The sequence below is a fragment of the Sphingomonas pituitosa NBRC 102491 genome (assembly GCF_001598435.1).
Classification (GTDB): Bacteria; Pseudomonadota; Alphaproteobacteria; order Sphingomonadales; family Sphingomonadaceae; genus Sphingomonas; species Sphingomonas pituitosa.
The window spans coordinates 18,192-44,838 of sequence record NZ_BCYY01000032.1; the positions used below are offsets into that span (position 1 = coordinate 18,192).

Below are 26,647 nucleotides of genomic sequence, written 5' to 3' on the forward strand. Positions count from 1 at the left end.
TCAACATCGCTTGGTTGCAACCGCCACTGCGCCGCCTGCAAGCGCCATCAGGGAATTGCGGGTTCCGCCTGCTTGGGCCGGTCCAGGATCCGGGTGAACACCGCCTGTCCCAGCGCGGCGACGAGCGGGCCGATCAGCAGCCCGTCGAACCCGAACGCCTCGACACCGCCGAGGGTGGAGAGCAGCACGATGAAATCGGGCATCTTCGTCTCCGAGCCGATCAGCATCGGCCGCAGGATGTTGTCGACCATGCCGATCACGAACAGGCCGCACAGGACGAGGATGACGCCCTGGACCGCCTGGCCGGTGGCGAACAGGTAGAGCGACACCGGCACCCAGACGAGACCCGTTCCCACCGCCGGCAGCAGCGCGGCGACCGCCATGACGATGCCGAGCAGCAGCCAGCTCTGCACGCCGAGCAGCGCCAGCACCACCGCGCCGACCGCGCCCTGCGCCAGCGCGACGAGGATGCCGCCTTTCACCGTCGCGCGCACGACGGTGACGAAGGTGGACCCGATCAGCGCCTGATATCCCGCATCGATCGGCGCCAGAACGGCGAAGCGCCGGGCGATCTTCTCGCCGTCGCGCAGGAAGAAGAAGCCGAGATAGAGGATCACGGTGAGCGACAGCAGCAGGTTCAGCACCCCGCCGCCCAGCGCCAGCGCCTGGTTCGCGAAACCGGGGATGCCGCGGCCCAGGGCCGCCACCAGCTTCGACTGGATCGTTTCGAAATCGCCCAGCCCGGCGCGCGCGAGCGGGCCGCGGATGCTTTCGGGCAGGTGTGCGACGGTGGTTTCCAGCGATGCGGCGGGGTTGAAGCGACCGCTCGTCAGGCTCTGCGTCAGCGCGGTCACCTGGTCGATCGCGACCACGATCAGCAGCGCCATCGGCAGCATCAGCGTGACCGACATCGCGGCGAGGGCGATCAACGCCGCGCGATTTTCCTGCCCCGGATGGCGGCGAAGATACCAGCGCTTGACCGGCAGGAAGAGCAAGGTGCCGACGATGCTCCACAGGATCTCGTCGAGAAAGGGCAGGAAGACGCGCAGGCACAGCACCGCCAGCCCCACCGCTACCGCCGGCAGCGCCATCGATCGTACCCAGTTCGTCGTCACCGCCTTGCTCCCCTCGTCCGCCGCGTCGGCTCCGGCCTAGCGGTCGCGCTACCCCTTCGTCCAGCGGCTGCCCGCCGGCTTGCCCCGGCCGGATTTGCCGTTACACCTGCGCGGCGTGTCTTCTACGCTCCCCATCGCCGGCGACCGCGCGCGCGAACGGCTCGTCCAGGCGCTTTCGGCCGTGGCGGGCGGGGACCGCAAGGCGCTGAAAACCGTCTATGATCTGACGGCGGCGAAGCTGATGGGCGTCTGCCTGCGTATCTGCCAGGACCGCGAGGCCGCAGAGGATGTGATGCAGGACGTGTATCTGAAGGTGTGGGACCGGGCAGGGCGCTTCGATGCGTCGCGCGCGAGCCCGATCACCTGGCTGTGCACGATTGCCCGCAACACCGCGATCGACTGGCGCCGCGCCCGCGGGCTGGGCGAAACCGCGCCCGTGGAGGCAGCGCTGGCGCTGCCGGACGGCCGGCCCTCTGCCGAGGCGCTGCTGGAGGCGGGGGAGACGCAGGCGCGAATCTTCGACTGCATCGAGGCACTGGACGAGAAGCCGCGGGCCGCGATCCGCGCAGCGTTCTTCCAGGGCTGCACCTATTCCGAACTTGCCCAGGTGGCCGCCGTGCCGCTCGGCACGATGAAGAGCTGGATCCGGCGCGGGCTGCTGCAATTGCGGGGATGCCTCGGCGATGGCTGATCCGCTACGTCCCGAAGAGGAAGAAGTCGTGCTCGCCGCCGAACTGGTGCTGGGGCTGCTGGAGGGCGAGGATCTCGCTGCAGCACGCCGCCGGCAATTGGCGGACCCTGGTTTCGCCGAGGCCGTGGAGCGCTGGGTGCGCGATCTCGCGCCGCTCGTGCTGGGCGGTGTCGATGGGCCGGTCCCCGCCGGGTTGTGGCAGCGGATCGCGACCCGGCTGCCGGCCGCCGACCAGGGCACCGTCGTAGCACTGCGGCGCTGGCGGGCGACGGCGATCGCGGCCAGCGCGGCTGCGGCGGTACTGCTCGCGATCGTGCTGCTGCGCCCGATGCCCCAGCCGGTGGTGCTGCCACCCCCGCCGGTTGTGGTGGCGCAGATGACCGGGACGGAAGGGGCGGTGTTCGCCGCCCGCTACGATGCCGATCAGGGCATGCTCCACGTCCGCACCGAAAGCATGCCTTCCAGCAGCCGAGCGCCCGAGTTGTGGGTTATCCCGGCCGGCGGCAAGCCTGTGTCGCTGGGCCTGCTCGCGAACCGCGGCGGCCGCGACATGGCGGTATCCCCGGCGCACCGCGCGCTGATGGCGGAGGGGGCGACGCTCGCCGTGACGATGGAAGACGCCGCCACCGCGCCGCATGCCGGCCCCAGCGGACCGCCGGTCGCCGCAGGAAAAATCACGATTCTTTGAGGTCCGCTGCATCCGGGGGCCGTGCTGCCCCGTAGCTTCGTCGCACCTCCGCAAGAGAGGTGTGAAACAAGAGGAAGCTAGAAGATGCGCAAGACCCGTCTCGCCTCGCTCACCGGTATCGTGGGTGCCGCCCTGCTCGCCACGGGCGCCGTCGCCGCCGTCCAGAAATATCCGATGGTCGGGGGTGCCGCGATGTATCCGACCAAGAACATCGTCGAGAATGCGGTGAACTCGAAGGATCACACCACGCTGGTCGCCGCCGTCAAGGCTGCCGGGCTGGTGGATACGCTGTCGGGTCCGGGCCCGTTCACGGTGTTCGCGCCGACCAACGCCGCCTTCGCCAAGCTCCCCGCCGGTACCGTCGACACGCTGGTTAAGCCTGAGAACAAGGCGACGCTGACCAAGATCCTCACCTACCATGTCGTCGCGGGCAAGCTCAGCGCGGCCGATATCGCGGCGAATGCCAAGGCGCATGGCGGCAAGGCGACGCTCACCACCGTGCAGGGCGAGCCGATCACGATCATGAAGGGGCCGAGCGGCGGCTGGATGATCCAGGACGCGAAGGGCGGCAAGGCCAAGATCACGATCCCGAATGTGAACCAGTCGAACGGCGTGATTCACGTGATCGACAGCGTCCTCATGCCCTGACGCTGTCGAGGGCCTCGCACGCTCCCCCCTTTGGGCGAGGCCCGGCCCGCCGGCGACCCTCCTTGCCGGCGGGCTTTACGCCTTTAGACGCCGAGCCATGTCAGTGAAGCGGGAAGGTCGGCGGGGGTATAATCAACCTGCAGCACCCGGCGATGGGCGTTCACACTGCTCGCGCCGGAGGCATGGAGGATCGGGGTTCTGTAGATCCAGACATCGCCGGCCTCCGCGAGGCAGGTCGCCGTGCCGCAGCGTGCAACGGCATCGGCGATCTCCGTCTCCGGCACGCGGCCCAGCCGGTGCGAGCCGGGGGCAATCAGCAGCGGCGCGTTGTCCGCCGGCACGGCATCGAGATGGATGCGCAGCGTGACCATCGATTCGAACAGCGCGAAGGGCGGCTCGACGTGGAGTAGCCCCTGCTTGGTAGACCAGGGGCCATAGCCCGGCACATCCACCCGTGCGCGCACGGCGATGGTGCGGTCCTGGTGCCAGCCTAGCGCCCAATTGGTCGTGGCGCTCTTGTCGAACAGGATCGCGCGGACTGGGCGGGCGGCGGTGCCAAGTCGTTCGATGGCCGCAGCGCCCAGTGCATCAGGTGCCAGCAGCCCGACCAGCTCGGTCACGCCGTGCAGCCGCAGCCCGGCCTTGTCGGCCGGCAGCGACGCTGCCAGCGCGTGCAGACGGGCGAGAAAAGGGGCGGCCGCACCGGCAAGGTGCGCCGCCCCATCGCGTTCGAGATCGAGCGTCACGCGGGGCTCAGAGCTTTTCCGTCAGCTCCGGCACCAGCGTGAAAAGGTCGCCGACCAGGCCGATGTCCGCCACCTGGAAGATGGGAGCGTCCTCGTCCTTGTTGATCGCGACGATCGTCTTCGAATCCTTCATGCCGGCCAGGTGCTGGATCGCCCCCGAAATGCCGACCGCGACATAGACCATGGGTGCCACGATCTTGCCGGTCTGGCCGACCTGATAGTCGTTGGGCGCATAGCCCGCATCGACCGCCGCGCGGCTGGCGCCGACCGCGGCCCCCAGCTTGTCGGCCAGCGGATCGATCAGCGCGTGGAACTGCTCCGACGAGCCGAGCGCGCGGCCGCCCGAGACGATGATCTTGGCGCTGGTCAGCTCCGGACGCTCCGACGCGGCGATTTCCGCGCCCGCGAAGGTGGAGAGGCCCGTGTCGCCCGCGGCGGCCACGGCTTCCACCGTGCCGCTGCCGCCGGTCGTCGCCGCCTTGTCGAACGCGGTGCCGCGCACGGTGAGGACCAGCTTCTTGTCGCTGGTCTGCACGGTGGCGATCGCGTTGCCGGCATAGATCGGCCGGGTGAAGGTGTCCGCACCCTCGACCGAGAGGATGTCGGAGATCTGCATCACGTCGAGCGCGGCGGCGACGCGCGGCGCCACGTTCTTGCCGGTGGTGGTCGCCGGGAACAGCACCGCGTCATGATCGCCCATCAGCTGGACGATCAGCGGTGCGACGTTTTCGGCGAGGAAATGCTCGTACGCCGCATCGTCGGCGACATGGACCTTGCCCACGCCTTCGATCTTCGCCGCGGCCTCGGCCACGCCCGAAACGCCCTTGCCGGCGACGAGCAGGTGGACGTCACCCAGCTTGGCAGCCGCGGTGACGGTGGAGAGCGTCGCGTCCTTGACGCTCTGATTGTCGTGTTCGACCCAAACCAGCGTCTTCATCACGCGACTCCCATGCCCTTGAGCTTCTCGACCAGCTCGTCGACCGAGCCCACCTTGATGCCGGCCTGGCGCTTGGCCGGCTCGACCACCTTCAGCGTCGTGAGGCGCGGCGTGATGTCGACGCCGTAGTCCGCCACGGTCTTCTTCGCGACCGGCTTGGTCTTGGCCTTCATGATGTTCGGCAGCGTCGCATAGCGCGGCTCGTTGAGCCGAAGGTCGGTGGTGACGATCGCCGGCAGCTTAAGGTCCACGGTTTCGAGGCCGCCGTCGATCTCGCGCGTGACGTGCACGCGGTCGCCGGCGATCTCGACCTTCGAGGCGAAGGTGCCCTGCGCCCAGCCGAGCAGCGCGGCGAGCATCTGGCCGGTCTGGTTCGAATCGTCGTCGATCGCCTGCTTGCCGAGGATGATCAGCCCGGGCTGTTCCTCTTCCGCGACCTTGGCGAGCAGCTTGGCCACCGCCAGCGGCTCGACCGTCTCGTCGGTTTGGATCAGGATGCCGCGATCGGCGCCCATGGCGCGCGCGGTGAGCAGCACATCGGTTTCCGCCTTGGCGACGCCGATGGTGACGACGACGATCTCGGTCGCCGCGCCCTTCTCCTTCAGCCGTACCGCTTCCTCGATCGCAATTTCGTCGAAGGGGTTCATGCTCATCTTGACGTTCGCCAGATCGACGCCCGTCCCGTCCGCTTTCACGCGGGGCTTCACGTTGTAATCAAGCACGCGCTTGACCGGTACCAAGACCTTCATCGCATCCTTCCTGTCTGCCAGGGCTATCCCCTGAACAAGTGGGTTACGTTTACGCGAACGTCAACCGCTCGCAAGCGATTCGGCGTACGCCTGCATCAGCGTGCCGAAGGATTCCGGGGGCGGAAATTTTGGATAGCTGTACGAAGCGCCAGTCGCGGCCCAGGGCAGCGCTTCCTCGGTATAGGTCTCGAGGAAGGGCGGGGCGAACATCGTAACCCCCAGCATCGTCGAGCGGACGTTCACGAATGCGTCGAGACCTTCGGGCCGGGTGAACAACCAGCTCTTGCAATGATCGCAATGGAAATGCCGGGTGGGGCCGTGCAGGCCGCCGATCACCGGCTCCCCTTGCGTCACTGCGAAGGCTTCCGCCGGGTAGAGACCGCTCAGCGAATAGGCGCTGGCCGTCATGCGCTGGCAGCCGGTGCAGTGGCAGGCCATGGTGACGAGCGCATTGCCCGTCACCTGGAACTGCACGCGGCCGCAGCGGCAGCCGCCTTCGACCGTCTTCACAGTCGAGGCGGCAGCATCGCTCACGCCGCGTTCTTCACCTCCGCCACGATCTTCTGGGCGGCATCGCCCAGGTCGTTGGCGGCGACGATCGGCAGGCCCGAATTGGCCAGGATGTCCTTGCCCTGCTGGACGTTGGTGCCCTCGAGGCGGACGACCAGCGGCACCGATAGGTTCACTTCCTTCGCCGCGGCGACGATGCCCTCTGCGATGATGTCGCAGCGCATGATGCCGCCGAAGATGTTGACGAGGATGCCCTTCACCGCCGGATCGCTCAGGATGATCTTGAACGCCGCGGTGACCTTCTCCTTGTTCGCGCCGCCGCCGACGTCGAGGAAGTTGGCCGGGAACATGCCGTTCAGCTTGATGATGTCCATCGTGGCCATCGCCAGGCCGGCGCCGTTGACCATGCAGCCGATGTCGCCGTCGAGCTTGATATAGGCGAGGTCGTACTTCGACGCCTCGAGCTCCATCGGATCCTCTTCGGTCTCGTCGCGCAGTTCCATCAGGTCCTTGTGACGGTACATCGCGTTCGAATCGAAGCCGACCTTGGCGTCGAGCACCATCAGCTTGCCATCGTCGGTGACGGCGAGGGGGTTGATCTCGATCTGCGACGCGTCGGTGCCGAGGAAGGTGTTGTACACCTTGCCGGCGAGGCTCTGCGCCTGCTTGGCGAGATCGCCTTCGAGGCCGAGCGCATTGGCGACGGCGCGGCCGTGGTGCGGCATGAAGCCGGTCGCGGGATCGACGTCGAAGGTGTGGATCTTTTCCGGCGTGTCATGCGCGACGGTTTCGATGTCCATGCCGCCTTCGGTCGAGACGACGAAGGCGACTCGGCCGGTGGCGCGATCGACCAGCAGCGCGAGGTAGAATTCCTTGGCGATGTCGACGCCGTCGGTGACGTACAGGCGGTTGACCTGCTTGCCGGCGGCGCCGGTCTGGATCGTCACCAGCGTGTTGCCGAGCATCTCGGTCGCGGCGTGACGGACTTCGTCCTCGGTCTTGGCGAGGCGGACGCCGCCCTTGGCTTCGGCCGGCAGTTCCTTGAACTTGCCCTTGCCGCGGCCGCCGGCATGGATCTGCGCCTTCACGACATAAAGCGGCCCAGGCAGCTTCTTGGAGGCTTCGACGGCCTCCTCGACGCTCATTGCGGCAAAGCCGGCCGGCACGGGCACGCCGAACTTCGCGAGCAGTTCCTTGGCCTGATATTCGTGGATGTTCATGGGAGCAGTCCGCCTTTTCAAGGGAACGGGGAAAGGATCGCGCCCGCCTAAGCACAGCGCGCGCGCGAAATCCACCTTTTTTAGGGATTAATGCGATTGCGAATGGTTTGCAACACCGCGTATAATCCAGATGGAGCGCGGACTCATAGGTCCGGCGAGCTTACCATCCGGTGAAGCGGGAGAGGGCAATACGCGACTGCCCCTCTCCCCCCCGCCGCCCGTGGCGGCGGGGCCTTCCCTCTCCCGGGCGGGGAGAGGGTCTGGACGGATCACGCCTCGGTGCTGGCCTTGACGATCTTGCCCGGCTTCGCGGGCGGCTCGCCCTTGGGCAGTGCGTCGACATGCTCCATGCCTTCGATCACTTCGCCCCAGACGGTGTACTGGCCGTCGAGGAAGGTCGCGTCGTCGAGGCAGATGAAGAACTGCGAGTTCGCGCTGTTCGGGTTGTTGGTGCGCGCCATCGAGCAGACGCCGCGGACGTGCGGCTCCTTGGAGAATTCCTGCGCCAGGTCGGGCTTGTCCGAACCGCCCATGCCGGTGCCCGAGGGATCGCCGCCCTGCGCCATGAAGCCGTTGATCACGCGGTGGAAGATCACACCGTCGTAAAAGCCTTCGTCGGCCAGGCCGGCGATGCGCGCGACATGGTTCGGCGCGAGATCGGGGCGGAGACGGATGCGGACGTCGCCCGTATCGAGCGTGAGTACGAGCGTAGTGGGTTCGGCCATGGGGCACCTCTTCTCTAAAACTGGAACGAAGCCCTAAGCGGTGCGCTGCCGACTTGCAAATCCCCGCCGGGGGTGGCAGCGCCCCCGGGACGGGGCCGCAGCGTGAGAGGTCGGACATGAGCGAGACCGAACTGCACGAGGACGTGGCTGCGCCGGAGAGCCAGCTCGACGAGGACGACCGGCTCAAGCCCGAATTCGTCAGCGCGGTGCTCGCGGCGGTGGAAGAGGGCGACAACGAGACCGCGCACATGCTGGTCGCGCCGCTCCATCCTGCCGACATCGCCGACCTGATCGAGCTGGTGCCTTCGGAACAGCGCGCCGACGTCGTCACCGCGATTTCCGACCTGATCGACGGCGACGTCCTCGCCGAGATGAACGACTGGGTGCGCGAGGCGCTGGTCGACGCGCTCGAGCCGCACCAGGTGGCGGACCTCGCCGCGGAGCTCGATACCGACGACGCCGTCGCGATCATCGAGGACATGGACGTCGAGGACCAGCGCGAGGTGCTCCGCGCGCTCGACCCCGACGACCGCGCCGCGATCGAGGAGGCGCTGTCCTACCCCGAGGAATCCGCCGGCCGCCTGATGCAGCGCGAGCTGATCGCGGTGCCCGAGCATTGGACCGTCGGCGACGTGCTCGACTATCTGCGCGGCAATGACGCGCTGACCACCGATTTCTGGGAAATCTTCGTCGTCGATCCGTCGCACAAGCCGATCGGCACCTGCGCGCTTTCCTGGATTCTGCGCACCCCGCGCGGCATCACCATCAGCGACGTGATGAAGCGCGAGCAGACGCTGATTCCGATCGACATGGACCAGGAGGAAGTGGCGCTGCGCTTCCAGAAATACGCGCTGATCTCCGCCGCCGTGGTCGATCTCAGCGGCCGGCTGGTCGGCATGATCACGGTGGACGACATCGTCCACATCATCTCGCAGGAAGCCGGCGAGGACATTCTGCGCCTGTCGGGCGCCGGCGAGGGCGACATCAACGAGCCGGTGCTGCTGACGGTGAAGACGCGGCTGACCTGGCTGTTTGTCAACCTCGGCACGGCGATGCTCGCCGCGTCGGTGGTCGGGCTGTTCCAGGGCGAGATCGCCAAGTTCGCGCTGCTTGCGGTGCTGATGCCGATCGTCTCGGGCATGGGCGGCAATGCCGGCACGCAGACGCTGGCGGTGGTGGTGCGCGCGATCGCGACCAACCAGCTGACCGAATCGAACACGCTGCGCATGATCTGGCGCGAGCTGCGCATCGCCGCCGCCAATGGCGCGACGCTGGGGCTGGCGATCGGCGCCGGCACGATGCTGGTCTACGGCATCCCGTGGCTGGCCGGCGTGATCGCGCTGGCGATGGTGATCAACAATCTGATCGCCGGCATGGCGGGCGTGCTGATCCCGGTGACGCTCGATCGGCTGCGCATCGATCCGGCGGTGTCGTCGGCGGTGTTCGTCACGATGATGACCGATGTGATGGGATTCTTCTCGTTCCTCGGCCTGGCGACGCTGGTGGGGCTGGGCGGCTGACTTGATCGCGGGCGCCGGACCGCCCAAATCGGCGGGCGTGCCACTTCATCTCACCAAGGTCGCCTTTGCCTGCGACAGCGTCGATTTCCTGCGTGAACGTCTGGAGGCCCGCGCGGCCCTGGGCGGTGTCGCGCTGACCACGCGCTATCTGCCGAAACGTCATGAGGAGATCGAGGGCGGCTCGCTGTTCTGGATCCTCAAGCACCAGCTGGTCGGCCGTTCGCCGATCCTGGGCTTCGGCGAGGCAGAGGGCGGGCGGACCGCGATCCTGCTGGAACCGAAGCTGGTGCTGGTCCAGGCGCGGCCGAAGCGCGCGCACCAGGGCTGGCGTTATCTGGAGGACGCGGATGCCCCGCGGGATCTCGGTGATTTCGAGGGCGGCGTGGACGAACTGCCGCCGTCGCTGATGGGCGAGCTGTCGGGACTGGGGCTGCTGTGATCTCTAAGCCCTCCCCTTCAGGGGAGGGGTTGGGGTGGGGCTGTGTCTCACCGAGACCAACTTACGTTTCTGGAATCCCTCCACCCCAACCCCTCCTCCAAGGAGGAGGGGCTAAAAGGAGGTCAAATCGCCTCCGCCCGCAGCGGCCGGCTGAGCAGCGCGTCGATCACCTCGGCCACCGGCGCGCCTTCGAGCAGCGCGTTCACCGCCAGCGTCACCGGCATCTCCACGCCTGCTTCCGCCGCCGCCTCGCGCAGCACCGGCGCAGTGAAGGCGCCCTCCGCCACGGTCTTGCGATCGGACAGCAGTTCGGCAGCGCTGCGCCCCTGGCCCAGCCCCACGCCCAGCGAGAAGTTGCGCGAATTGGTGGAGGAGCAGGTGAGCACCAGGTCGCCCAGCCCCGAAAGCCCGGTCAGCGTCTCCGCCTGCGCGCCGCGCGCGAGCCCGAAGCGCGTCATTTCGGCAAAGCCGCGCGCGATCAGCGCCGCGCGGGCGTTGAGGCCGAGGCCGGCGCCCTCGACCACGCCGCAGGCAATCGCGAGCACGTTCTTCACCGCCCCGCCAATCTCCGCGCCGATCACGTCGGCCGAGGCATAGGGGCGGAAGGCGGGCGCGCCGAGCCGCTCGCTCAGCCGGGTGCGCAGCTCGGCATCCTCGCAGGCGAGCGTCACCGCCGTCGGCTTCCCCGCGGCCACTTCATGCGCGAAGGTGGGGCCGGACAGCACCGCGATCGGCGCCTGCGGTGCGACGCTGCGCGCCACTTCGCCGACGAGCAGCCGGGTGCCCGCCTCGATTCCCTTGGCGCACAGCACCAGCGGGGTGGTGTCTATCACCGTCTCCGCCAGCACCGAGCGGACATGCTGCGCCGGCGCCACCACCAGCAGCGCGTCGCAGCCGGCAAGGTCGCCCAGGCTGCCAGTCGCGCGGATGCCGGGCGACAGCGGCACGCCGGCAAGGAACTGGCGGTTCTCATGAGCGGCGTTGATGCTCTCCACCACCTCGGGCTCGCGCGCCCAGAGCAGCACCGGCGCGTCGCCGCGCGCCGCCACCTGCGCCAGTGCGGTGCCCCAGGCGCCGCCGCCGATTACCCCGATCTTCATGCCTTCACTCCCGCGCCGCGCACCTTCTCCGCATCCGGATCGAGCGGCCAGCGGGGCCGCGCCGGGAAATCGAGCGGATCGGTAAGGCCCTGCGCGAAACGCTCGGCACCGGCCCAGGCGATCATCGCCGCGTTGTCGGTGCAGAGCCACAAAGGCGGCGCGACGAAGGGCAGGGCGTGTTCGCTCGCCAGCGCCTCCAGCGCCGTCCGCACCGCCCTATTGGCCGCGACGCCGCCCGCGACGACCAGCGCGGTGCGGCGAGTGACGGCCAGCGCCAGCCGGGTACGATCGACCAGGCAATCGACCACCGCCTGCTGGAACGACGCCGCCAGATCCTCGGCGCTATAGTCGTTCACTGCGCGCGCCACTGCGCTCTTGAGCCCGGCGAAGGAGAAATGCGGCTCGCCCGAGCCGACCAGCGGGCGCGGCAGCGGCACGGCCCTGGGGTTGCCGCGCTCCGCCGCCTTCTCCACTGCCGGGCCGCCGGGGAAGCCGAGCCCGAGCAGCTTGGCGGTCTTGTCGAACGCCTCGCCCGCGGCATCGTCGATCGTGGTGGCCAGCCGGCGATAGCGGCCGACGCCTTCGACCAGCAGCAGCTGGCAATGGCCACCCGAGACGAGCAGCAGCAGATAGGGAAATGCGAGGCTCCGGTCGCCGAGGCGGGGGGAGAGGGCATGGCCCTCCAGATGGTTCACCGCGACGAGCGGCTTGCCGGCCGCCAGCGCCAGCGCCTTGCCGGTGACGAGGCCCACCATCACCCCGCCGATCAGGCCGGGACCTGCCGTCGCGGCGATCGCGTCGACCTGGTCGAGCGTCACGCCCGCCTCCTCCAGCGCCGCCTCGATCAGCGGGCCGAGCATCTCGACATGCGCGCGCGCGGCGATCTCTGGCACGACGCCGCCATAGGGGCGGTGCGCCTCTTCCTGGCGCGCGAGCTTGTGCGCGCGGATCGTGCCGTCGCTTTCGACCAGGGCCGCCGCGGTTTCATCGCAGCTCGATTCAAGTCCGAGGATGAGTGCCATGGTTCCCATCTAAGCCGACTGGCGGCAGGGTCCAGAGGCGCCGCCGGTTTTGCCCGGTTGCGGCTCCGCGATTACCCCCATTGCCGTCCTCCCCGCGCGACCGTAGCACCGCGTTCATGACTGCACTTCGCATCGGCACGCGCGGTTCGCCGCTCGCCCTGACCCAGGCTCATATGGTCCTCGACGCGCTGAAGGCCGCGCACGGCATCGAGGGCGAGATCGTCGTCGTCCGCACCACCGGCGACAAGGTGCAGGATCGCCCGCTGGCCGAGATCGGCGGCAAGGCGCTGTGGACCAAGGAACTGGATCGCGCGCTGCTGGCGGGCGAGATCGACTGTGCGGTCCATTCGATGAAGGATGTCGAGACGATTCGGCCGGAGCGCATCGCCATCGCGGCGATCCTGGAACGCGCGGACGTGCGCGATCGGCTGGTCGGCGCCGAGTCGCTCGCCGCGCTCAAGCCCGGCGCGGTGATCGGCACCGCCTCGCCGCGCCGGGCCGCGCAGGTGAAGCGGCACCGGCCGGACGTTTCCACTGTGCTGTTCCGCGGCAATGTCGACACGCGGCTCGCCCGGCTCGCCGCGGGCGAGGCGGACGCGACCTTGCTCGCCTCGGCCGGGCTGGAGCGGCTGGGGCGGCAGGATGTCGGCCATGTCCAGCCGACCAACGTGCTGCTCCCGGCCCCGGCGCAGGGCGCGGTGGGCGTCGAGGCGCGGGCCGGCGACACGCGCATCCTCGCGCTGCTCGCGGCGATCGACCATCCGAAGACCCGTGCCTGCGTGCTGGCCGAGCGCGCATTGCTCGCGGCGCTGATGGCCGATTGCCATTCGCCCGTCGCCGCGCTGGCGACGATCGAGGGCGCGATCCTCACCATCGAGGCCGAGCTCTACGCCGCCGATGGCAGTGCGCACGTCCATGGCATGATCGAGGGAGCGCCGGAGGATCCGATGCTGCCGCCAACGCTTGCCCGCGATCTGCTGGACCGTGCGCCGGAGGCCGTGCGCACGCTGTTCGCCGGATGAGCCGCCCGATCGCGGTGCTGCGGCCAGAGCCGGGCAACCGCATCACCGCTGCCGCCATCGAGGGGAGGGGGCGCATCGCGCTGCGCCTGCCGTTGTTCGAAACGCGGCCGCTCGCCTGGTCGGTGCCCGATCCGCTCGGCTTCGACGCGTTGATCCTGACGAGCGCCAATGCCGTCCGCCTTGCCGGAGCAGCGCTGGGCGCCCTGCGCAACCTGCCCGTCCATGCGGTCGGCGAGGCCACCGCTTCGGCCGCGCGCCGCGCGCATCTCGACGTGGTTGCCGTGGGCAGCGCGGGTGCGGCCGCGCTGGTCGAGGCTGCGCGGGACGCGGGCGTGCGCCGCGCGCTGCATCTGGCGGGGCGGGAGCGGACCCTGGAGGCCGGCGGCATCGTCGGCCAAGTGGTCCCGGTCTATGCCAGCGAGGCGTTGCCGATCGCGCCGGCGGACGTCGCGGCGCTGGACGGTGCCGTCGCGCTGATCCAGTCCGCACGGGCGGGCAGCCGGCTGGCGGAGATCGTGCCCGATCGCGGCGCGCTGCTGCTGGCCGCGCTTTCCGAGGCCGCGGCGGCAGGCGCGGGGACCGGCTGGCGCGCGGTCGCGATCGCTGCGTATCCGGAAACCGAAGCGCTGATCGACACCGCCATCGCGCTCTCCGATTGACCCGGGGGGCACAGGCGGCGAAAAGGGCGCCCATGAGCGACGAGCCCCTGGCGCCCGAGCCGGTCCGAACCCTGAGTCCGCGCCGCAACCGCATGATCCCCGCTGGGCTTGGCTTCCTCGCCGGCGTCGCGCTGACGGCGGGCGCGATCCAGCTGGCCGGCCCGCACCTGGCGACCACGCCCGCCACCACCACGACCAAGCCCGCCGCTGCGCCCGTCCCCGCCGCACCGCCGCTGAAGATGCCGCCGCCGGTGCTGCCGCCCGCGACCGACATGGCGACGCTCGATGCGCGCGAAAGCGCACTGGCGGCCAGGCTCGACGCGCTGGAGCTGGAACTGCGCCGGGCCGACGAGAGCGCGCGCAATGCGGCGCAATATTCCACCCAGGCCGAACGGCTGATGGTCGCCGCCGCCGTGCGCCGCGCCGTCGAGCGCGGCCAGCCGCTGGGCAGCCTGGAGCAGCAGCTGCGTGCGCGGTTCGGCGAGCGGCATGCGGAGGCCGTCGCGGCGATCGTCACCGCGGCCGCGGATCCGCTGACGCTCGAGGACCTGCGCATCGCGCTCGATACGATCGCGCCGCGCCTCGGCACCGGGCCCGATGACAGCCTGTGGGTGCGTTTCCGCAGCTTCGTGGGCGACCTGTTCGTGCTGCACCAGGTCGGCATGCCGAGCCCGCGCCCGGCCGAACGCCTCCGCCGCGCCCGCAGCGCCCTCGCCGCCGGCAATGTCGAGACCGCGATCGCCGAAGTGGCGCACATGCCCGGCGCCTCGGTGGCGGAAGGCTGGACCGGTGCGGCTTCACGCTATGTCAACGCGCGCAAGGCACTGGACGAGATAGAGAAGGCGGCCGCTGCAACGCCGCCCAAACCCCCGGTCGTGGCGCCGGCACCCGCCCCCGCCCCGGCACCGGAGACACCGAGGAACGACTGAAATGGCAGAGATGGGCCGGTTCGACTGGCAGGATCCGTTCGGGCTCGACGGCGAGCTGACCGACGAGGAACGGATGGTGCGCGATGCCGCACGCGATTATGCGCAGGGCGAGCTACTCCCGCGCGTCACCTCCGCCTATCTGGAGGAACGCTTCGACCGCGAGATCATGACCGAGATGGGCACGCTGGGCCTGCTCGGGCCGACGATCCCCGAAACCTATGGCGGCGCCGGGCTCGGCTATGTCGCCTATGGCCTGGTCGCGCGCGAGGTGGAGCGGGTCGATTCGGGCTATCGTTCGGCGATGAGCGTGCAGAGCTCGCTGGTGATGCACCCGATCCACGCATACGGCAGCGAGGAGCAGCGGCGGAAATATCTGCCCAGGCTGGCGAGCGGCGAATGGGTCGGCTGTTTCGGCCTGACCGAGCCGGATGCGGGGTCGGACCCGGCGGGCATGCGCACCCGCGCCGAGAAGATCGACGGCGGCTACCGGATCACCGGCGCCAAGATGTGGATCACCAATTCGCCGATCGCCGACGTCTTCGTCGTCTGGGCGAAGAGCGATGCGCATGACGGCGCGATCCGCGGCTTTGTGCTGGAGCGGGGGATGAAGGGCCTCACCAGCCCGAAGATCGAGGGCAAGCTGAGCTTGCGCGCCTCGGTGACCGGCGAGATCGTGATGGACGGGGTGGAAGTGGGCGAGGACGCGCTGCTGCCCAACGTCCAGGGGCTCAAGGGCCCGTTCGGCTGCCTCAACCGCGCGCGCTACGGCATCGCCTGGGGCACGATGGGCGCGGCCGAGGCCTGCTTCCACGCCGCGCGCCAGTACACGCTGGATCGCCACCAGTTCGGCCGGCCGCTCGCCGCGACGCAGCTGGTGCAGCTCAAGCTCGCCAACATGGAGACCGAGATCGCGCTGGGGCTGCAGGCGGCGCTGCGCTGCGGGCGGATGTTCGACGCGGGCACGCTGAGCCCCGAGGCGATCAGCATCATCAAGCGCAACAATTGCGGCAAGGCGCTCGATATCGCCCGCGTCGCGCGCGACATGCACGGCGGCAACGGCATATCGGCCGAATTCCACGTGCTCCGGCACGCGATCAACCTCGAGACGGTGAACACCTATGAGGGCACGCATGACGTGCACGGGCTGATCCTCGGCCGGGCGATCACCGGCATCGCGGCATTCTGATGGCGCCCGATCGGCAGCCGGTGCTGGAGGGTGCGCTCGTCCGCATCCGGCCGCTGGTCGCGGCGGATTGGGAGGCGCTCTACGCCGTCGCCTCCGATCCGCTGATCTGGGAGGTGCATCCGCGGCCGGATCGCTGGCAGGAGCCGGTGTTCCGCCAGTTCTTCGCCGAGGCGCTGGCCTGTGGCGGCGGCCTGGCGATCGAGGACAAGGCGACCGGCGCGATCATCGGCTCGAGCCGCTACGACTATCACGTGCCGGAAGAAGACGAGATCGAGATCGGCTGGACCTTCCTCGCCCGCGCCTATTGGGGCGGCACCTACAATCGCGAGGTCAAGCGGCTGATGCTCGACCATATCCACCGCTACGTCGGCACGGTGTTGTTCCTGGTCGGCGAGAACAATGTACGGTCGCGCGGGGCGATGGCGAAGATCGGCGGGCAGCTGATTCCGGGGCGCAACCATCGCGGCGGCGGCCAGGTCTTCTCCGACCACGTCGTCTACGCGATCCGGCGCCCGTGAAGCCGCTCGCCGGCATCAAGGTCGTCGAGCTCGCGCGTATCCTCGCCGGCCCCTGGTGCGGGCAGCTGCTCGCCGATCTTGGGGCCGAGGTGGTGAAGGTCGAGCGGCCCGGCGCCGGGGACGATACCCGGCACTGGGGCCCGCCGTTCCTCCACGATGCGGACGGTGAGAACCGCGACGCCGCCTATTTCCACGCGTGCAACCGCGGCAAGACCAGCGTCGGCATCGACATCGCCACCCCCGAGGGGCAGGCGGCGGCGCGCGCGCTGATCGCCGATGCCGATGTGGTGATCGAGAACTACAAGGTCGGCGGGCTGGTGAAATACGGGCTCGATGCCGCCAGCCTCCGCGCGGCGAACCCGCGGCTGATCGTCTGCTCGATCACCGGTTTCGGCCAGACCGGGCCCTATGCGGGCCGCGCCGGCTATGATTTCATCATCCAGGGCATGGGCGGTGCGATGAGCCTCACCGGCGAGCCCGACGGCGCGCCGCAAAAGGCGGGCGTCGCCTATGCCGACATCTTCACCGGGGTCTATTCGGCGGTCGCGATCCTCGCCGCGCTGCGCCGCCGGGACGTGGAAGGCGTCGGCGCGCATATCGACATGGCGCTGCTTGACACGCAGGTGGCGGTGCTGGCCAACCAGGCGCTCAACTGGATGGCGAGCGGTATCGTGCCGCATCGCATGGGCAACGGCCATGCGAACCTGGTGCCCTATCAAGCCTTTGCCTGCCGCGACGGCGAGTTGATCGTGGCGGTGGGCAATGACTCGCAGTTCGCGAAGCTCTGCGCGATCCTCGGCCTCGACCTCGCGAACGATCTGCGGTTCGCGACCAATCCGGCGCGTGTGACGAACCGCGACGCCCTCATCCCGCAGCTCGCCCGCGCGATGCTCGATCGGGCCAAGGCCGATCTCTATGAGGCGCTGGAGGCGCAGGGCGTGCCTGCCGGGCCGATCAACCGCGTCGACGAGGTGTTCGCCGATCCCCAGGTGATCGCGCGGGGGCTGGCGATCGTGCGCGACGGGCTGCCGGGGCTCGCCAGCCCGATCACGATCGACGGCGAACGCATGGTCGCCGAGCGCGCGAGCCCCGCGCGGCCCTGACGAGTTGCGTCCCACTGGCCGTCATCTCGGCGGAAGCCGGGATCCCTTCGCCACTCCGTGCAAGAGAGAGCCGGTGCGGAGACCCCAATGGACCCCGGCTTTCGCCGGGGTGACGGATGAGGGGTGGGACGCCTAGATCGCCGGGTAGCGCAGCCGGCCGATGAAGCGGGAAAGGCTCGGCCGGTTGGTCGTCCGGCCCACGAACCCGGCCTTGGCCTTTTCGAAGCGCATGATGCCGTCGATGCGGCGGCCGAGAAAGGCGCGGGTATCCGCCCATTCCTCGCTTTCGTCCTGGACGAACACGGCGATGGTCGCGGCATAGACGCTGCCGAGCGTCATTCGCTTGGTATAGTGATTGTAATCGGTCGCAGTGTCGCCGGCCGCGCGCCACATCGCGTCCGCTGCGCGCCAGCCGAGCTTGCTGGCCTTCGCCAGGTTCTGCGGCATGGCCAGGATCGCCAGCGCCCGGCGCAGCGCGTCGCGGTACGGGGCGAGCAGCGCCAGCCGCGCCTCGACCAGCGCGGTGATGCGCGCGCGGATTTTCATGCCCGCCAGCGTCTCGGGCGAGAGTTCGTCGAGCATCGCCCGGTCGATATGCGCGAACCAGGCATCGATCATCGCCAGCGGACCGTCCGAAAAGGCGAGTCGCGCCACGTCGCGATCGACGCCCATGCCGTCGGCGGTGGCGTCGAGCGCACGCGCGTTCCAGCCGTCGAAGGCGGCGTTGGCGGCAAGCGACGGGGCGAGCGCCGCGCGCAGTTCGTCGAGGGTGGCGTCGGCGAGATCCATGGAGCCTGATCTAGGCGCGAAGCCGCGCCCCGGCAACCGCTGGCGTCTACCCCTTCGGCCGTACCGCGCCCTGCCGCACCAGCACCAGCGCCGCGGCAACCAGCGCCGCGCCGAACAGGTCGGCGGCCGCGAGCTTCTCGTCGAAGATGAACCAGCCGAGCGCCGCGCCCACCGCCGGCTGCACCAGCAGCGCGATGCCGATCACCAGCGGCGAGAGATGGCCGAGCGCGTAGATCATGCAGCCTTGCCCGATCAGCTGGCTGACAATGGCGAGCGCGAGCAGCGGCCACCAGAGATGCGGCACGATCTGTTCGCCCAGCGCGAGCGCGATCACCAGCAGCGGCGGGATGGTGGCGAGCGAGGACAGCGCCAGCGCCGGCACCGGGCCGAGGCTGGTCCGCACCCGCGCCATCAGCGCGAAATAGACCGCGTAGAACACGCCCGCGAGCAGGCAGAACAGGTCGCCCGCGAGATGGCGCGAGGAGAGCTCCGCCGAACGTCCCAGCAGCAGCGCGCCGCCGATCGCCGCCAGCAGCAATGCCGCCCCCTGCATCTTGCTCGGCCAGGCGCGCGCGATCACGAAGCCATAGATCGGGAAGATCAACGACGCCGAGTTGCCGAAGAGGGTCGAGTTGGCGAGCGTGGTGCGGACGATGCCGACATGCCAGCTCGCCAGGTCGAGCGCGAAGATCACGCCGGCGATGGAGAGGAGCCACCAGCGCCCGCGTGCCAGCGCGATCGGCTTTTCCCCCATCGCGGTGGCGGCGGCGAACAGGATCGGCGTGGCGATGATCAGCCGCCAGAACGCGGCCGAGACCGGGCCGACATCCGCCATCCGCACGAACAGCGGGCCGGTGGCGAGCGCGGCGTTGGCGATCAGTGCCGCGACGAGCGCTGTCGCAACATGGCTTCGTGCCGGGGAAGTTTTTGTTGTCGGTGCGTTGCGGTGCATGGCGCCGTTTAGCGCCCTATCTCCGCCAAGTCACAAGCTGCATGAGGGAATTTCAATGCCCAGCCTGTTCGATCCGATTCAGATCGGCGCGATCCACGCCGCCAATCGCGTGTGGATGTCGCCGCTCACCCGGGGGCGCTCGACCCGCGGCCATGTGCCCACGCCCGTCATGGTCGACTATTACCGCCAGCGGGCCAGCGCCGGGCTGATCATCACCGAGGCGACCGGCATCAGCCAGCAGGGGCTCGGCTGGGCCTATGCGCCGGGCATCTGGAGCGACGCGCAGGTCGAGGCGTGGAAGCCGATCACCGCCGCCGTGCACGAAGCGGGCGGCCGAATCGTCTCGCAGCTCTGGCACATGGGCCGGCTGGTCCATTCGGACTTTCTTGGCGGCGAGCCGCCGGTCTCGGCATCGGCGACCACCGCGCCCGGCAGCGTCCGCACCTATGCAGGTGAGGATGCCGGCGAGATCAAGCGGCCGTACAGCCTCGCGCGGCCGCTTCGCCTCGACGAGATCCCCGGCATCCTGGACGATTACCAGCGCGCCGCCGAGAACGCGATCCGCGCCGGCTTCGACGGGGTGCAGATCCACGCCGCCAATGGCTATCTGATCGACCAGTTCCTCCGCGACAATTCGAACTTCCGCGAGGATGCGTATGGCGGCTCCATCGAGAACCGCATCCGGCTGCTGCGCGAGGTGAGCCAGCGTGTCGTCGACACGATCGGCGCGGACCGTACCGGCGTGCGCCTGTCGCCCAATGGCGAGGTGCAGGGCGTCAACGACAGCAACCCGGCGCCGCTGTTCGAAGCGGCGGCGGCGGCGCTCGACGATATCGGCGTGGCCTTCCTGGAAATGCGCGAACCGCGGGCCGATGGCACCCGTGGCGTGCCCGACCAGCCGCCGATCCATCCGCTGATGCGCAAGGCGTATCGCGGCGTGCTGGCGCTCAACTCGGACTATGATGCGGCAAGCGCGCAGGCGGCGCTCGATGCGGGCGAGGCTGATGCGATCGCCTTCGGCCGGACCTTCCTCGCCAACCCGGACCTGCCGCGTCGCCTGCGCGAGGGCCTGCCGCTCAACCCGCAGCGCGAGGACCTCTTCTATGTCGGCGGGGCGGAGGGCTATACCGACTATCCGACCGCCGACGAGAGCGTCCTTCAGTCGGCCTGATCGAAGCCGTCGATCCAGCGCGTGCTGGCCTGGTGGAGATGCGCGCGCATCTTCGCCGGCGCCAGTACCGCCGCAAGGATGAAGGGGAACCACGGCCAGAACAGGAAGCTGCCGGTTACCAGCAACGCGATCAGGATCGCGCCGCCGAAGCGCAGCGCCGCCAGCCGCGAATGGGCGGTGTAGTTGAGCTTGATGGTGCGGGGTGCCTTCTTGTCGAACCAGCTGCGCGTGACGAAGCTGTCCGGCGTGGCGCGCGGCTGCTTGAACCCGAACTTCCAGCCTTGCGCACCCCGCCCGCCCGGGGGAGGGGCTATTCTCGACCGGCGTGCCCCGTTGCCGCCCCCCCCTCCCGCAAGCGGAAGCGGAGACTTGGTCTGGGACACTGCGCGCCCCGTGGCGCGATCCACCACGACCAGCCGCCGCCCCCGCTCTTCTACGCGGTAGCGGGAGGGCGGCATGTCCATCTGATCAGCCGAACTTGGCCTTGAGCGCCAGCATCGCCAGCGCCGCCTTGGCGGCCTCGCCGCCCTTGTCCTTCTGCTTCGGATCGGCGCGGACCAGCGCCTGTGCCTCGTTCTCGACCGTGAGGATGCCGTTGCCGATCGCGACCCCGTCCATCGACAGCGCCATCAGCCCGCGCGCGCTCTCGCCCGCCACGATCTCGAAATGATAGGTCTCGCCGCGGATCACCACGCCGATGCCCACGAACGCGTCGTAGCGGCCGCTGTCCGCCGCCAGCGCCACCGCGCCCGGAATTTCCAGCGCGCCCGGCACGGTGATCACCTCGGCCTTGTGGCCGGCCGCCTCGATCGCCGCCTTGGCGCCAGCGATCAGCATGTCGTTGAGATGCTCGTAGAAGCGTGCTTCGACGATGAGGATGTTGGCCATTATTGCTCCGGATCGATGGGCCGCGTGCCGGCGATCGACAGGCCATAGCCGTCGAGCCCGATCAGCGTGTGATGGGTGTTGGAGAGCAGGATCATGTCCTGCACGCCGAGTTCGGTAAGGATGGTCGCGCCGACGCCGTAATCGCGCAGCTCGTCCATGTCCTTGGGCGGGATCGCGCCGCTACGGGTCTGCAGCGCGACGGTATAGCCGTCGGGGCGCGGCCGGTTGATCACCACCACCACGCCGGCACCTTCCGCACCGATGATCTCCATCGACTTGCGGAGCAGCCCGCCGCGCGTGCCGCCTTCGCCGAACACATCGGCGAAGGGAGAGAGCGCGTGCATCCGCACCAGCGTGGGCTTGCTCGGATCGATGCGGCCCTTGACCAGCGCGACCTGCTCGGTGCCGGTGGCCTTGTTCCAGAAGGTGAGCGCGCGCCACTCGCCGCCCCAATCGCTGGTGAAGCTCGCCTCGGCGCGCTGCTCGACGAGATGGTCGTGGCGGCGACGATAGGCGATCAGGTCGCGGATCGTGCCGATCTTGAGGTTGTGGAGCTGGGCGAAGCCGACGAGATCGTCGAGCCGGGCCATCGTCCCGTCGTCCTTCATGATCTCGCAGATCACGCCGGCGGGGTTGAGGCCGGCGAGCCGGGCGACGTCGACTGCCGCCTCGGTATGGCCGGCGCGGACCAGCACGCCACCGTCGCGCGCGACCAGCGGGAAGACATGGCCCGGCGTGACGATGTCGGCGCGGTCCTTGGTGCTGTCGATCGCAACCGAGATGGTGCGGGCGCGGTCGGCGGCGGAGATGCCGGTGGTCACGCCTTCCTTCGCCTCGATCGAGACGGTGAAGGCGGTTTCATGGCGGGTGCCGTTGGCGCGGCTCATCAGCTCGAGCCCGAGCTGGTCGACGCGCGCCTTGGTCATCGCCAGGCAGATCAGGCCGCGGCCGTATTTGGCCATGAAGTTGATCGCGTCCGGCGTCGCCATCTGGGCGGGGATGACCAGATCGCCTTCATTCTCGCGATCCTCGTCGTCGACCAGGATGAACATGCGGCCGTTGCGGGCCTCGTCGATCAGTTCCTCGGGCGAGGAGAGGAAGCCGTGCTTGAGCGCGGCGAGTTCAGCCTTTGGCACGCAATGCCTCCATGCGCTGGAGATAGCGCGCCAGCACGTCGATCTCCAGATTGACCGCCTGGCCCTCCGCCAGCGTGGCGAAGGTGGTGACCGTGGCGGTGTGGGGAATGATGTTGAGGTGGAATTCGACACCTTGCGGGGTATCGTCCACCGCGTTGACCGTCAGCGACACGCCGTCGACGGTGATCGAGCCCTTCGGCGCCACATACGGCGCGATCTCCGGCCCCGCCGCGATCACGACATGGTGCGAGCCGTCGATCGCCTCGACCAGCTTGACCCGGCCGACGCCGTCGACATGGCCGGTGACGATATGCCCGCCCAGCTCGTCGCCCAGGCGCAGCGCGCGCTCGAGGTTGAGCTTGCGGCCGGCGGTCCACTGGTCGTCGGCGGTGCGCGAGACGGTTTCGCCCGACACGTCGAAGTCGAGCCAGCCGGGCCCCTTGTCGACCACCGTCAGGCACACGCCCGAACAGGCGACCGAGGCGCCGAGATCGATCTCATGGGTGGGATAGGCCGTCGACACGCGCACGCGCAGGTCGCCCTGGCGCTCTACCGCGTCGATCGTGCCGACATCGCTTACGATTCCGGTGAACATCAGTTGCGCTCGTAGACCTCGAACCGATCGCTGCCAAGCAGTCGAGAGTCCAGCAGGCGCCAGCGATCATGCGCCTCGGACAATGCGGCGAGGCCGAACGCCTCGACCGCGGGTTTGCCGCCGCCGAGCAGGATCGGCGCGCGGTAGAGAAGCAGCCGGTCGACCAGGTCGGCGCGGAGGAACGCGGTCGCCGCCTTGGCGCCGCCTTCCACCATCAGCGTGTCGATGCCGGAGAGGTGGCGGATATCGGCGATGTCGGCGATCCGCTCCCAGTCCGGCGGGGTAGGGCCGGTGGAGGAAAGCAGGATGCGGCGGGGCGCGCGATCGGGGAGGCCGGGCAGGCGGACGTCCAGTTTCGGGACGTCGGCGAGAAAGGTACCGCGGCCGACCAGGATGCCGTCGTGCCGGGCGCGCTCGAGATGGGCGTGCGCGCGGGCCTGCGGACCGGTGATCCATTTGCTCTCGCCGGTGGAGAGCGCAATGCGGCCGTCGAGCGAGGTGGCGAGCTTCAGGGTGACGTGCGGTCGGCCCCTGGCGAGTCGGGTCAGGAAACCCGCCATGCTGCGCCGGGCTTGCGCTTCCATCAGCCCGGATTCGACCGCGATGCCGGCCTCCTGCAACCGGGCGAAGCCGGTGCCGTCGGTGCGGGGATCGGGGTCGCGCAGCGCGGCGACCACGCGCGCGACGCCCGCCGCGATCAGCAGCTCGGCGCAGGCGGGCCCGCGCGGGGAGACATGGGCGCAGGGCTCCAGCGTGACATAGGCCGTGGCACCGCGGGCAGCGTCGCCGGCCTCTGCCAGCGCCATCGCTTCGGCATGCGGGCGGCCGCCGGGCTGGGTCCAGCCGCGGCCGATCACGCGACCGTCGCGGACCAGCACGCAGCCGACATTAGGGTTGGGCGCCGTCCGCCCCCGTCCACGCTCGGCCAGGCCGAGCGCCACCGCCATCCAGCGTGCGTCGCTCAAATCCCGTGCTTCTTCAGCCAGTCGTCATATTTCTTGAAGTCGGCCGCGCGCTTTTTCTGCCGCTCCAGGAAGGCCGCTTCCTCTTGCCTGCGCTTGGCCTCGTCGACCTTCTGCTTGGCGCGGATCTCTTCCTCGGTGCGGGTGATCGGCCAGCTGTCCACGTAGATGATGTTCTTCCTGTACGGCACCGGCACGTGCGAATCCTTCACGAACGCGACGATGATGCCGAAGGTCACCACCAGCGCGAGCATCATGAACCACAATTCGTGCTTCTTGCGCGTCGCCAGATAGCCACGCAGGTCGCGGAGCGCCTTGAGCGGCGAGATGTACTTGAGGAAGGTCATCGAGGGGCGAAGATAGGGACGCGGGGGCTCCAGGGCCAGCCCCCGCGTCCACGCCGCTGAGATCGGAGGGCGATCAGCGGGCGTCTTCGATCCGGAACCGCACGGTCATCGTCTTCCAGCTTTCCTCGGCGACGCCGCCGCGCGTCGCCGGGCGGAACCGCCACTTGCCCAGCGCCTGGCGCTTGGTGACCGCGAAGAAGGCGTCACTGCTCGCGCTGACCTGCTCCACCGCCTTCACCCGGCCGTCGGTGCCGATCAGCACCCGCAGGGTGACGAGGCCGTCGCGCTGCGCGCGCATCTCCTGGCTGGGATATTCGGGCTGGAAATCCTGCGCATAGCGCGGGTCCGTGGTCGCACCGATCAGCGCCAGAACCGCCTTGGGGGGATCCGCGACGACCGACGGCCCGGTCTCGGCCGGCTTGATGAAAGGCGCCGGCGGATCCGCGATGACGTTCGTGGCTTCGATCCGATTGTCAGTGGGCTGGGCAATCACGGGATCGGGAATCGTCGGGAGCGGCTGGGTAGGCGTGACGACCTTTTCAGGCTTCGGTTGCAGCTTGATCGGTTCCACCGGCGGCGGCGGCAGCGGGATGTTCTTGCCCTCAAACGGCTTGGGCTGCGGCTTGGGCATGAATTGGGGCGCCGAGAAGATCAGCCCGGCGACGATCGCGCCGTTGATCGCCAGCGCCGCGCCGAAACTGACCGAACGCGGTGCATTGGCATGATAACGGGTATCGGCATGCATGACGTTGCACTCCTTCTCCAACACCGGTCTATGAACGCCGGATGAAGGTGATGGTACAACGTTACATTGCTAGCGTAAAGATGGAACGGCTCAGCCTGCTCCGAGCCGTTCCAGCGCACGATCCTTGCCGATCAGCGGCAGCAGCGCGGCCATGTCCGGGCCGTGGTCCCGGCCGGTGAGTGCGCGGCGCAGCGGCAGGAACAGCGCCTTGCCCTTGCGCCCGGTGGCGGCCTTCAGCGCATCGGTGAGCGCGCGCCACGGATCGGCGGACCAGTCCAGCCCCCCCGCGAGGGCCTGCGCCTGGGCGAGGAAGTCGCGGTCTTCGTCCGCCACCGGCGGCGCGGCGATCGGCCCTTCGACTACCGCCCACCAGTCCGCCGCCTCGGCGACGCTGGCGAGGTTCGGGCGAATCGCTTCCCAGCCGGCGGCGTCGATGCCCGCCGGCAGGCGATCGGCGACGGCCGCGTGATCGAGTTGATGCACGATCCGGGCGTTGAGCTGGGCAAGCTCCGCCTCGTCGAACCGCGCCGGCGCCCGGCCGAACCGCCCGAAATCGAAGCTCGCGATCAGCGGCGTCGGATCGGCGAAGGGCTCGACGGGATCGCTGGTGCCGAGCCGCGCGAGCAGCGCGATCAGCGCCTGCGGCTCGATGCCCGCCTCGCGGAAATGGTCGATGCCCAGCGAGCCCAGCCGCTTCGACAGCTTGCCTTCGTTGCCGGTGAGCAGCGCCTCGTGCGCGAAGCCGGGGACGGCACCGCCGAGCGCCTCAAACATCTGGATCTGCGTCGCGGTGTTGGAGACATGGTCCTCGCCGCGCACGACATGGGTGACGCCCATGTCGATATCGTCGATCACGCTGGGCAGCAGATACAGCCACGATCCGTCGGCGCGGCGCACCACCGGATCGCTGAGCAGCTTCGCCTCGAAGCGCTGCGGCCCGCGCACCAGATCGTCCCAGCCGATCGCGGCGCCGTGATCGAGCTTGAACCGCCAGTGCGGGCGCACGCCTTCGGCCTCCAGCTTGGCGCGATCCGCATCGGTGAGCGCCAGCGCGGCGCGATCATAGACCGGGGGCAGGCCGCGGCCGAGCAGCACCTTGCGCTTGAGGTCGAGTTCCTGCGCCGTCTCATAGGCGGGGTAGACCCGGCCGTCGGCGACCAGCTGGGCGAATCGCGTCTCGTAGCGCTCGAATCGTGCCGACTGGCGCTCCTCGGCATCGGGAGTCAGCCCCATCCAGGCGAGATCGGCGCGGATCGCCTCGACAAATGCTTCTTCCGAACGCGCCTGGTCGGTATCGTCGATCCGCAGCAGGAAGGTACCGCCATGGCGGCGCGCGAACTGCCAATTGTGGAGCGCGGTCCGCAGGTTGCCGACATGCAGCGTGCCGGTGGGGCTGGGGGCGAAACGGGTAACGACGGTCATGCGTCCGGCCTAGGCTGGCACAGGCAAAGCGGCAATGCCCTCTTTGCGTCACGGAAACGTCGCACTAAAGGGCGCGGGCATCGGGACATCGCAGCGGCTCAGGAGGCCACCAC

The 26,647-nt window shown here is 69.2% G+C and carries 31 protein-coding genes; 12 read left to right on the forward strand and 19 right to left on the reverse strand.

Annotated features, from left to right (window positions below; genetic code table 11):
- Positions 1–47: 47 nt before the first annotated feature.
- The gene (locus SPI01S_RS19755) at positions 48–1,115 is read right to left on the reverse strand and encodes an AI-2E family transporter (protein ID WP_245653695.1); all 1,068 of its coding nucleotides are present in this window, start codon (positions 1,113–1,115) and stop codon (positions 48–50) included.
- A gap of 115 nt (positions 1,116–1,230) precedes the next feature.
- Between SPI01S_RS19755 and SPI01S_RS19760 the strand changes: the two genes are divergently transcribed.
- The 3 genes from SPI01S_RS19760 (at position 1,231) to SPI01S_RS19770 (ending at position 3,142) form a co-directional block, all read left to right on the forward strand.
- Positions 1,231–1,806, forward strand: a complete 576-nt coding sequence (locus tag SPI01S_RS19760) for a sigma-70 family RNA polymerase sigma factor (protein ID WP_066726753.1) — start codon at positions 1,231–1,233, stop codon at positions 1,804–1,806.
- On the forward strand, positions 1,799–2,494 hold the full coding sequence (locus tag SPI01S_RS19765; protein ID WP_066726755.1) for an anti-sigma factor: 696 nt from the start codon (positions 1,799–1,801) through the stop codon (positions 2,492–2,494). The genes SPI01S_RS19760 and SPI01S_RS19765 overlap by 8 nt, the downstream gene beginning before the upstream one ends.
- An 84-nt stretch (positions 2,495–2,578) precedes the next feature.
- A complete protein-coding gene (locus tag SPI01S_RS19770) occupies positions 2,579–3,142 on the forward strand; it encodes a fasciclin domain-containing protein (RefSeq protein WP_066726756.1) in 564 nt (187 codons plus the stop codon).
- An 83-nt stretch (positions 3,143–3,225) separates the two neighbouring features.
- Here SPI01S_RS19770 and SPI01S_RS19775 read toward each other — a convergent pair whose 3' ends face one another.
- The 6 genes from SPI01S_RS19775 to SPI01S_RS19800 all read right to left on the reverse strand — a co-directional run bounded on the left by SPI01S_RS19775 (position 3,226) and on the right by SPI01S_RS19800 (position 8,029).
- Positions 3,226–3,888, reverse strand: a complete 663-nt coding sequence (locus SPI01S_RS19775; protein WP_066726758.1) for a phytanoyl-CoA dioxygenase family protein — start codon at positions 3,886–3,888, stop codon at positions 3,226–3,228.
- Between the two features lie 7 nt (positions 3,889–3,895).
- Positions 3,896–4,825 (reverse strand): electron transfer flavoprotein subunit alpha/FixB family protein, encoded by a 930-nt coding sequence (locus SPI01S_RS19780; RefSeq protein WP_066726759.1) that lies wholly within the window; start codon positions 4,823–4,825, stop codon positions 3,896–3,898.
- Positions 4,825–5,574: an electron transfer flavoprotein subunit beta/FixA family protein gene (locus SPI01S_RS19785; protein ID WP_064313586.1), complete on the reverse strand. Its 750-nt coding sequence runs from the start codon at positions 5,572–5,574 to the stop codon at positions 4,825–4,827. The genes SPI01S_RS19780 and SPI01S_RS19785 overlap by 1 nt, the downstream gene beginning before the upstream one ends.
- Before the next feature lie 60 nt (positions 5,575–5,634).
- Positions 5,635–6,108 (reverse strand): GFA family protein, encoded by a 474-nt coding sequence (locus tag SPI01S_RS19790; RefSeq protein ID WP_066726761.1) that lies wholly within the window; start codon positions 6,106–6,108, stop codon positions 5,635–5,637.
- Positions 6,105–7,304 (reverse strand): ADP-forming succinate--CoA ligase subunit beta, encoded by a 1,200-nt coding sequence (sucC, locus tag SPI01S_RS19795; protein ID WP_066726763.1) that lies wholly within the window; start codon positions 7,302–7,304, stop codon positions 6,105–6,107. Before sucC ends, SPI01S_RS19790 begins: the two co-directional genes overlap by 4 nt.
- Positions 7,305–7,573: 269 nt before the next feature.
- Complete coding sequence (locus SPI01S_RS19800; RefSeq protein WP_066726764.1) at positions 7,574–8,029, reverse strand: peptidylprolyl isomerase; 456 nt, start codon at positions 8,027–8,029, stop codon at positions 7,574–7,576.
- Between the two features lie 116 nt (positions 8,030–8,145).
- Between SPI01S_RS19800 and mgtE the strand changes: the two genes are divergently transcribed.
- Both mgtE and SPI01S_RS19810 read left to right on the forward strand, forming a co-directional pair.
- On the forward strand, positions 8,146–9,549 hold the full coding sequence (mgtE, locus tag SPI01S_RS19805; protein ID WP_066726766.1) for a magnesium transporter: 1,404 nt from the start codon (positions 8,146–8,148) through the stop codon (positions 9,547–9,549).
- A 37-nt stretch (positions 9,550–9,586) separates the two neighbouring features.
- A complete protein-coding gene (locus SPI01S_RS19810; protein ID WP_066726805.1) occupies positions 9,587–9,988 on the forward strand; it encodes a DUF1489 family protein in 402 nt (133 codons plus the stop codon).
- Positions 9,989–10,110: 122 nt separating this feature from the next.
- Here SPI01S_RS19810 and SPI01S_RS19815 read toward each other — a convergent pair whose 3' ends face one another.
- Positions 10,111–11,088 (reverse strand): NAD(P)H-dependent glycerol-3-phosphate dehydrogenase, encoded by a 978-nt coding sequence (locus SPI01S_RS19815; protein WP_066726768.1) that lies wholly within the window; start codon positions 11,086–11,088, stop codon positions 10,111–10,113.
- Positions 11,085–12,110: a tRNA (adenosine(37)-N6)-threonylcarbamoyltransferase complex transferase subunit TsaD gene (gene tsaD, locus SPI01S_RS19820; RefSeq protein WP_066726770.1), complete on the reverse strand. Its 1,026-nt coding sequence runs from the start codon at positions 12,108–12,110 to the stop codon at positions 11,085–11,087. The genes SPI01S_RS19815 and tsaD overlap by 4 nt, the downstream gene beginning before the upstream one ends.
- A 116-nt stretch (positions 12,111–12,226) precedes the next feature.
- Between tsaD and hemC the strand changes: the two genes are divergently transcribed.
- The 6 genes from hemC to SPI01S_RS19850 are packed head-to-tail and all read left to right on the forward strand — an operon-like array spanning position 12,227 to position 17,527.
- On the forward strand, positions 12,227–13,132 hold the full coding sequence (gene hemC / locus SPI01S_RS19825) for a hydroxymethylbilane synthase (protein WP_066726773.1): 906 nt from the start codon (positions 12,227–12,229) through the stop codon (positions 13,130–13,132).
- A complete protein-coding gene (locus SPI01S_RS19830) occupies positions 13,129–13,791 on the forward strand; it encodes a uroporphyrinogen-III synthase (RefSeq protein WP_066726775.1) in 663 nt (220 codons plus the stop codon). The genes hemC and SPI01S_RS19830 overlap by 4 nt, the downstream gene beginning before the upstream one ends.
- Positions 13,792–13,823: 32 nt before the next feature.
- Positions 13,824–14,720, forward strand: coding sequence for a hypothetical protein (locus SPI01S_RS19835; RefSeq protein ID WP_066726777.1), 897 nt, complete (start codon positions 13,824–13,826; stop codon positions 14,718–14,720).
- 1 nt (position 14,721) lies between these two features.
- A complete protein-coding gene (locus SPI01S_RS19840) occupies positions 14,722–15,906 on the forward strand; it encodes an acyl-CoA dehydrogenase (RefSeq protein ID WP_066726778.1) in 1,185 nt (394 codons plus the stop codon).
- Positions 15,906–16,424: a GNAT family N-acetyltransferase gene (locus SPI01S_RS19845; protein ID WP_066726779.1), complete on the forward strand. Its 519-nt coding sequence runs from the start codon at positions 15,906–15,908 to the stop codon at positions 16,422–16,424. Before SPI01S_RS19840 ends, SPI01S_RS19845 begins: the two co-directional genes overlap by 1 nt.
- A complete protein-coding gene (locus SPI01S_RS19850) occupies positions 16,421–17,527 on the forward strand; it encodes a CaiB/BaiF CoA transferase family protein (RefSeq protein ID WP_066726780.1) in 1,107 nt (368 codons plus the stop codon). Before SPI01S_RS19845 ends, SPI01S_RS19850 begins: the two co-directional genes overlap by 4 nt.
- Positions 17,528–17,659: 132 nt before the next feature.
- Here the strand turns inward: SPI01S_RS19850 and SPI01S_RS19855 are convergent, their stop codons facing one another.
- Both SPI01S_RS19855 and SPI01S_RS19860 read right to left on the reverse strand, forming a co-directional pair.
- Positions 17,660–18,316, reverse strand: a complete 657-nt coding sequence (locus SPI01S_RS19855; RefSeq protein WP_066726782.1) for a COQ9 family protein — start codon at positions 18,314–18,316, stop codon at positions 17,660–17,662.
- Positions 18,317–18,362: 46 nt separating this feature from the next.
- Complete coding sequence (locus SPI01S_RS19860; protein ID WP_066726784.1) at positions 18,363–19,268, reverse strand: DMT family transporter; 906 nt, start codon at positions 19,266–19,268, stop codon at positions 18,363–18,365.
- A 55-nt stretch (positions 19,269–19,323) separates the two neighbouring features.
- Between SPI01S_RS19860 and SPI01S_RS19865 the strand changes: the two genes are divergently transcribed.
- On the forward strand, positions 19,324–20,439 hold the full coding sequence (locus SPI01S_RS19865) for an alkene reductase (protein ID WP_066726787.1): 1,116 nt from the start codon (positions 19,324–19,326) through the stop codon (positions 20,437–20,439).
- Here the strand turns inward: SPI01S_RS19865 and SPI01S_RS19870 are convergent.
- From SPI01S_RS19870 to gltX, 8 genes are all read right to left on the reverse strand, one after another.
- Complete coding sequence (locus SPI01S_RS19870) at positions 20,427–20,903, reverse strand: hypothetical protein (protein WP_245653696.1); 477 nt, start codon at positions 20,901–20,903, stop codon at positions 20,427–20,429. The genes SPI01S_RS19865 and SPI01S_RS19870 overlap by 13 nt on opposite strands.
- 4 nt (positions 20,904–20,907) lie before the next feature.
- The gene (gene ribH / locus SPI01S_RS19875; protein WP_066726788.1) at positions 20,908–21,327 is read right to left on the reverse strand and encodes a 6,7-dimethyl-8-ribityllumazine synthase; all 420 of its coding nucleotides are present in this window, start codon (positions 21,325–21,327) and stop codon (positions 20,908–20,910) included.
- Positions 21,327–22,463, reverse strand: coding sequence for a 3,4-dihydroxy-2-butanone-4-phosphate synthase (gene ribB / locus SPI01S_RS19880; RefSeq protein WP_066726790.1), 1,137 nt, complete (start codon positions 22,461–22,463; stop codon positions 21,327–21,329). Before ribB ends, ribH begins: the two co-directional genes overlap by 1 nt.
- Entirely contained in the window at positions 22,450–23,058 is a 609-nt protein-coding gene (locus SPI01S_RS19885) for a riboflavin synthase (protein WP_066726792.1), read from the reverse strand. Before SPI01S_RS19885 ends, ribB begins: the two co-directional genes overlap by 14 nt.
- On the reverse strand, positions 23,058–24,005 hold the full coding sequence (gene ribD / locus SPI01S_RS19890) for a bifunctional diaminohydroxyphosphoribosylaminopyrimidine deaminase/5-amino-6-(5-phosphoribosylamino)uracil reductase RibD (RefSeq protein ID WP_066726794.1): 948 nt from the start codon (positions 24,003–24,005) through the stop codon (positions 23,058–23,060). Before ribD ends, SPI01S_RS19885 begins: the two co-directional genes overlap by 1 nt.
- 14 nt (positions 24,006–24,019) lie before the next feature.
- On the reverse strand, positions 24,020–24,367 hold the full coding sequence (locus SPI01S_RS19895; protein ID WP_066726796.1) for a hypothetical protein: 348 nt from the start codon (positions 24,365–24,367) through the stop codon (positions 24,020–24,022).
- A 73-nt stretch (positions 24,368–24,440) separates the two neighbouring features.
- Positions 24,441–25,112, reverse strand: coding sequence for an energy transducer TonB (locus SPI01S_RS19900; RefSeq protein WP_066726809.1), 672 nt, complete (start codon positions 25,110–25,112; stop codon positions 24,441–24,443).
- 90 nt (positions 25,113–25,202) lie between these two features.
- Entirely contained in the window at positions 25,203–26,534 is a 1,332-nt protein-coding gene (gltX, locus tag SPI01S_RS19905) for a glutamate--tRNA ligase (protein WP_066726797.1), read from the reverse strand.
- Between the last annotated feature and the right edge of the window lie 113 nt (positions 26,535–26,647).

Coding starts and splice junctions, on each gene's coding strand:
- SPI01S_RS19855 (WP_066726782.1), bottom strand. CDS start 18,316: ATGGATCTCGCCGACGCCACCCTCGACGAACTGCGCGCGGCGCTCGCC.
- SPI01S_RS19780 (WP_066726759.1), bottom strand. CDS start 4,825: ATGAAGACGCTGGTTTGGGTCGAACACGACAATCAGAGCGTCAAGGAC.
- SPI01S_RS19835 (WP_066726777.1), top strand. CDS start 13,824: ATGAGCGACGAGCCCCTGGCGCCCGAGCCGGTCCGAACCCTGAGTCCG.
- hemC (WP_066726773.1), top strand. CDS start 12,227: ATGACTGCACTTCGCATCGGCACGCGCGGTTCGCCGCTCGCCCTGACC.
- SPI01S_RS19840 (WP_066726778.1), top strand. CDS start 14,722: ATGGCAGAGATGGGCCGGTTCGACTGGCAGGATCCGTTCGGGCTCGAC.
- ribD (WP_066726794.1), bottom strand. CDS start 24,005: ATGGCGGTGGCGCTCGGCCTGGCCGAGCGTGGACGGGGGCGGACGGCG.
- SPI01S_RS19845 (WP_066726779.1), top strand. CDS start 15,906: ATGGCGCCCGATCGGCAGCCGGTGCTGGAGGGTGCGCTCGTCCGCATC.
- sucC (WP_066726763.1), bottom strand. CDS start 7,304: ATGAACATCCACGAATATCAGGCCAAGGAACTGCTCGCGAAGTTCGGC.
- gltX (WP_066726797.1), bottom strand. CDS start 26,534: ATGACCGTCGTTACCCGTTTCGCCCCCAGCCCCACCGGCACGCTGCAT.
- tsaD (WP_066726770.1), bottom strand. CDS start 12,110: ATGGCACTCATCCTCGGACTTGAATCGAGCTGCGATGAAACCGCGGCG.
- SPI01S_RS19785 (WP_064313586.1), bottom strand. CDS start 5,574: ATGAAGGTCTTGGTACCGGTCAAGCGCGTGCTTGATTACAACGTGAAG.
- SPI01S_RS19830 (WP_066726775.1), top strand. CDS start 13,129: ATGAGCCGCCCGATCGCGGTGCTGCGGCCAGAGCCGGGCAACCGCATC.
- SPI01S_RS19865 (WP_066726787.1), top strand. CDS start 19,324: ATGCCCAGCCTGTTCGATCCGATTCAGATCGGCGCGATCCACGCCGCC.
- SPI01S_RS19900 (WP_066726809.1), bottom strand. CDS start 25,112: ATGCATGCCGATACCCGTTATCATGCCAATGCACCGCGTTCGGTCAGT.
- SPI01S_RS19860 (WP_066726784.1), bottom strand. CDS start 19,268: ATGCACCGCAACGCACCGACAACAAAAACTTCCCCGGCACGAAGCCAT.
- SPI01S_RS19815 (WP_066726768.1), bottom strand. CDS start 11,088: ATGAAGATCGGGGTAATCGGCGGCGGCGCCTGGGGCACCGCACTGGCG.
- SPI01S_RS19770 (WP_066726756.1), top strand. CDS start 2,579: ATGCGCAAGACCCGTCTCGCCTCGCTCACCGGTATCGTGGGTGCCGCC.
- SPI01S_RS19895 (WP_066726796.1), bottom strand. CDS start 24,367: ATGACCTTCCTCAAGTACATCTCGCCGCTCAAGGCGCTCCGCGACCTG.
- SPI01S_RS19885 (WP_066726792.1), bottom strand. CDS start 23,058: ATGTTCACCGGAATCGTAAGCGATGTCGGCACGATCGACGCGGTAGAG.
- SPI01S_RS19800 (WP_066726764.1), bottom strand. CDS start 8,029: ATGGCCGAACCCACTACGCTCGTACTCACGCTCGATACGGGCGACGTC.
- ribH (WP_066726788.1), bottom strand. CDS start 21,327: ATGGCCAACATCCTCATCGTCGAAGCACGCTTCTACGAGCATCTCAAC.
- SPI01S_RS19765 (WP_066726755.1), top strand. CDS start 1,799: ATGGCTGATCCGCTACGTCCCGAAGAGGAAGAAGTCGTGCTCGCCGCC.
- mgtE (WP_066726766.1), top strand. CDS start 8,146: ATGAGCGAGACCGAACTGCACGAGGACGTGGCTGCGCCGGAGAGCCAG.
- SPI01S_RS19870 (WP_245653696.1), bottom strand. CDS start 20,903: ATGGACATGCCGCCCTCCCGCTACCGCGTAGAAGAGCGGGGGCGGCGG.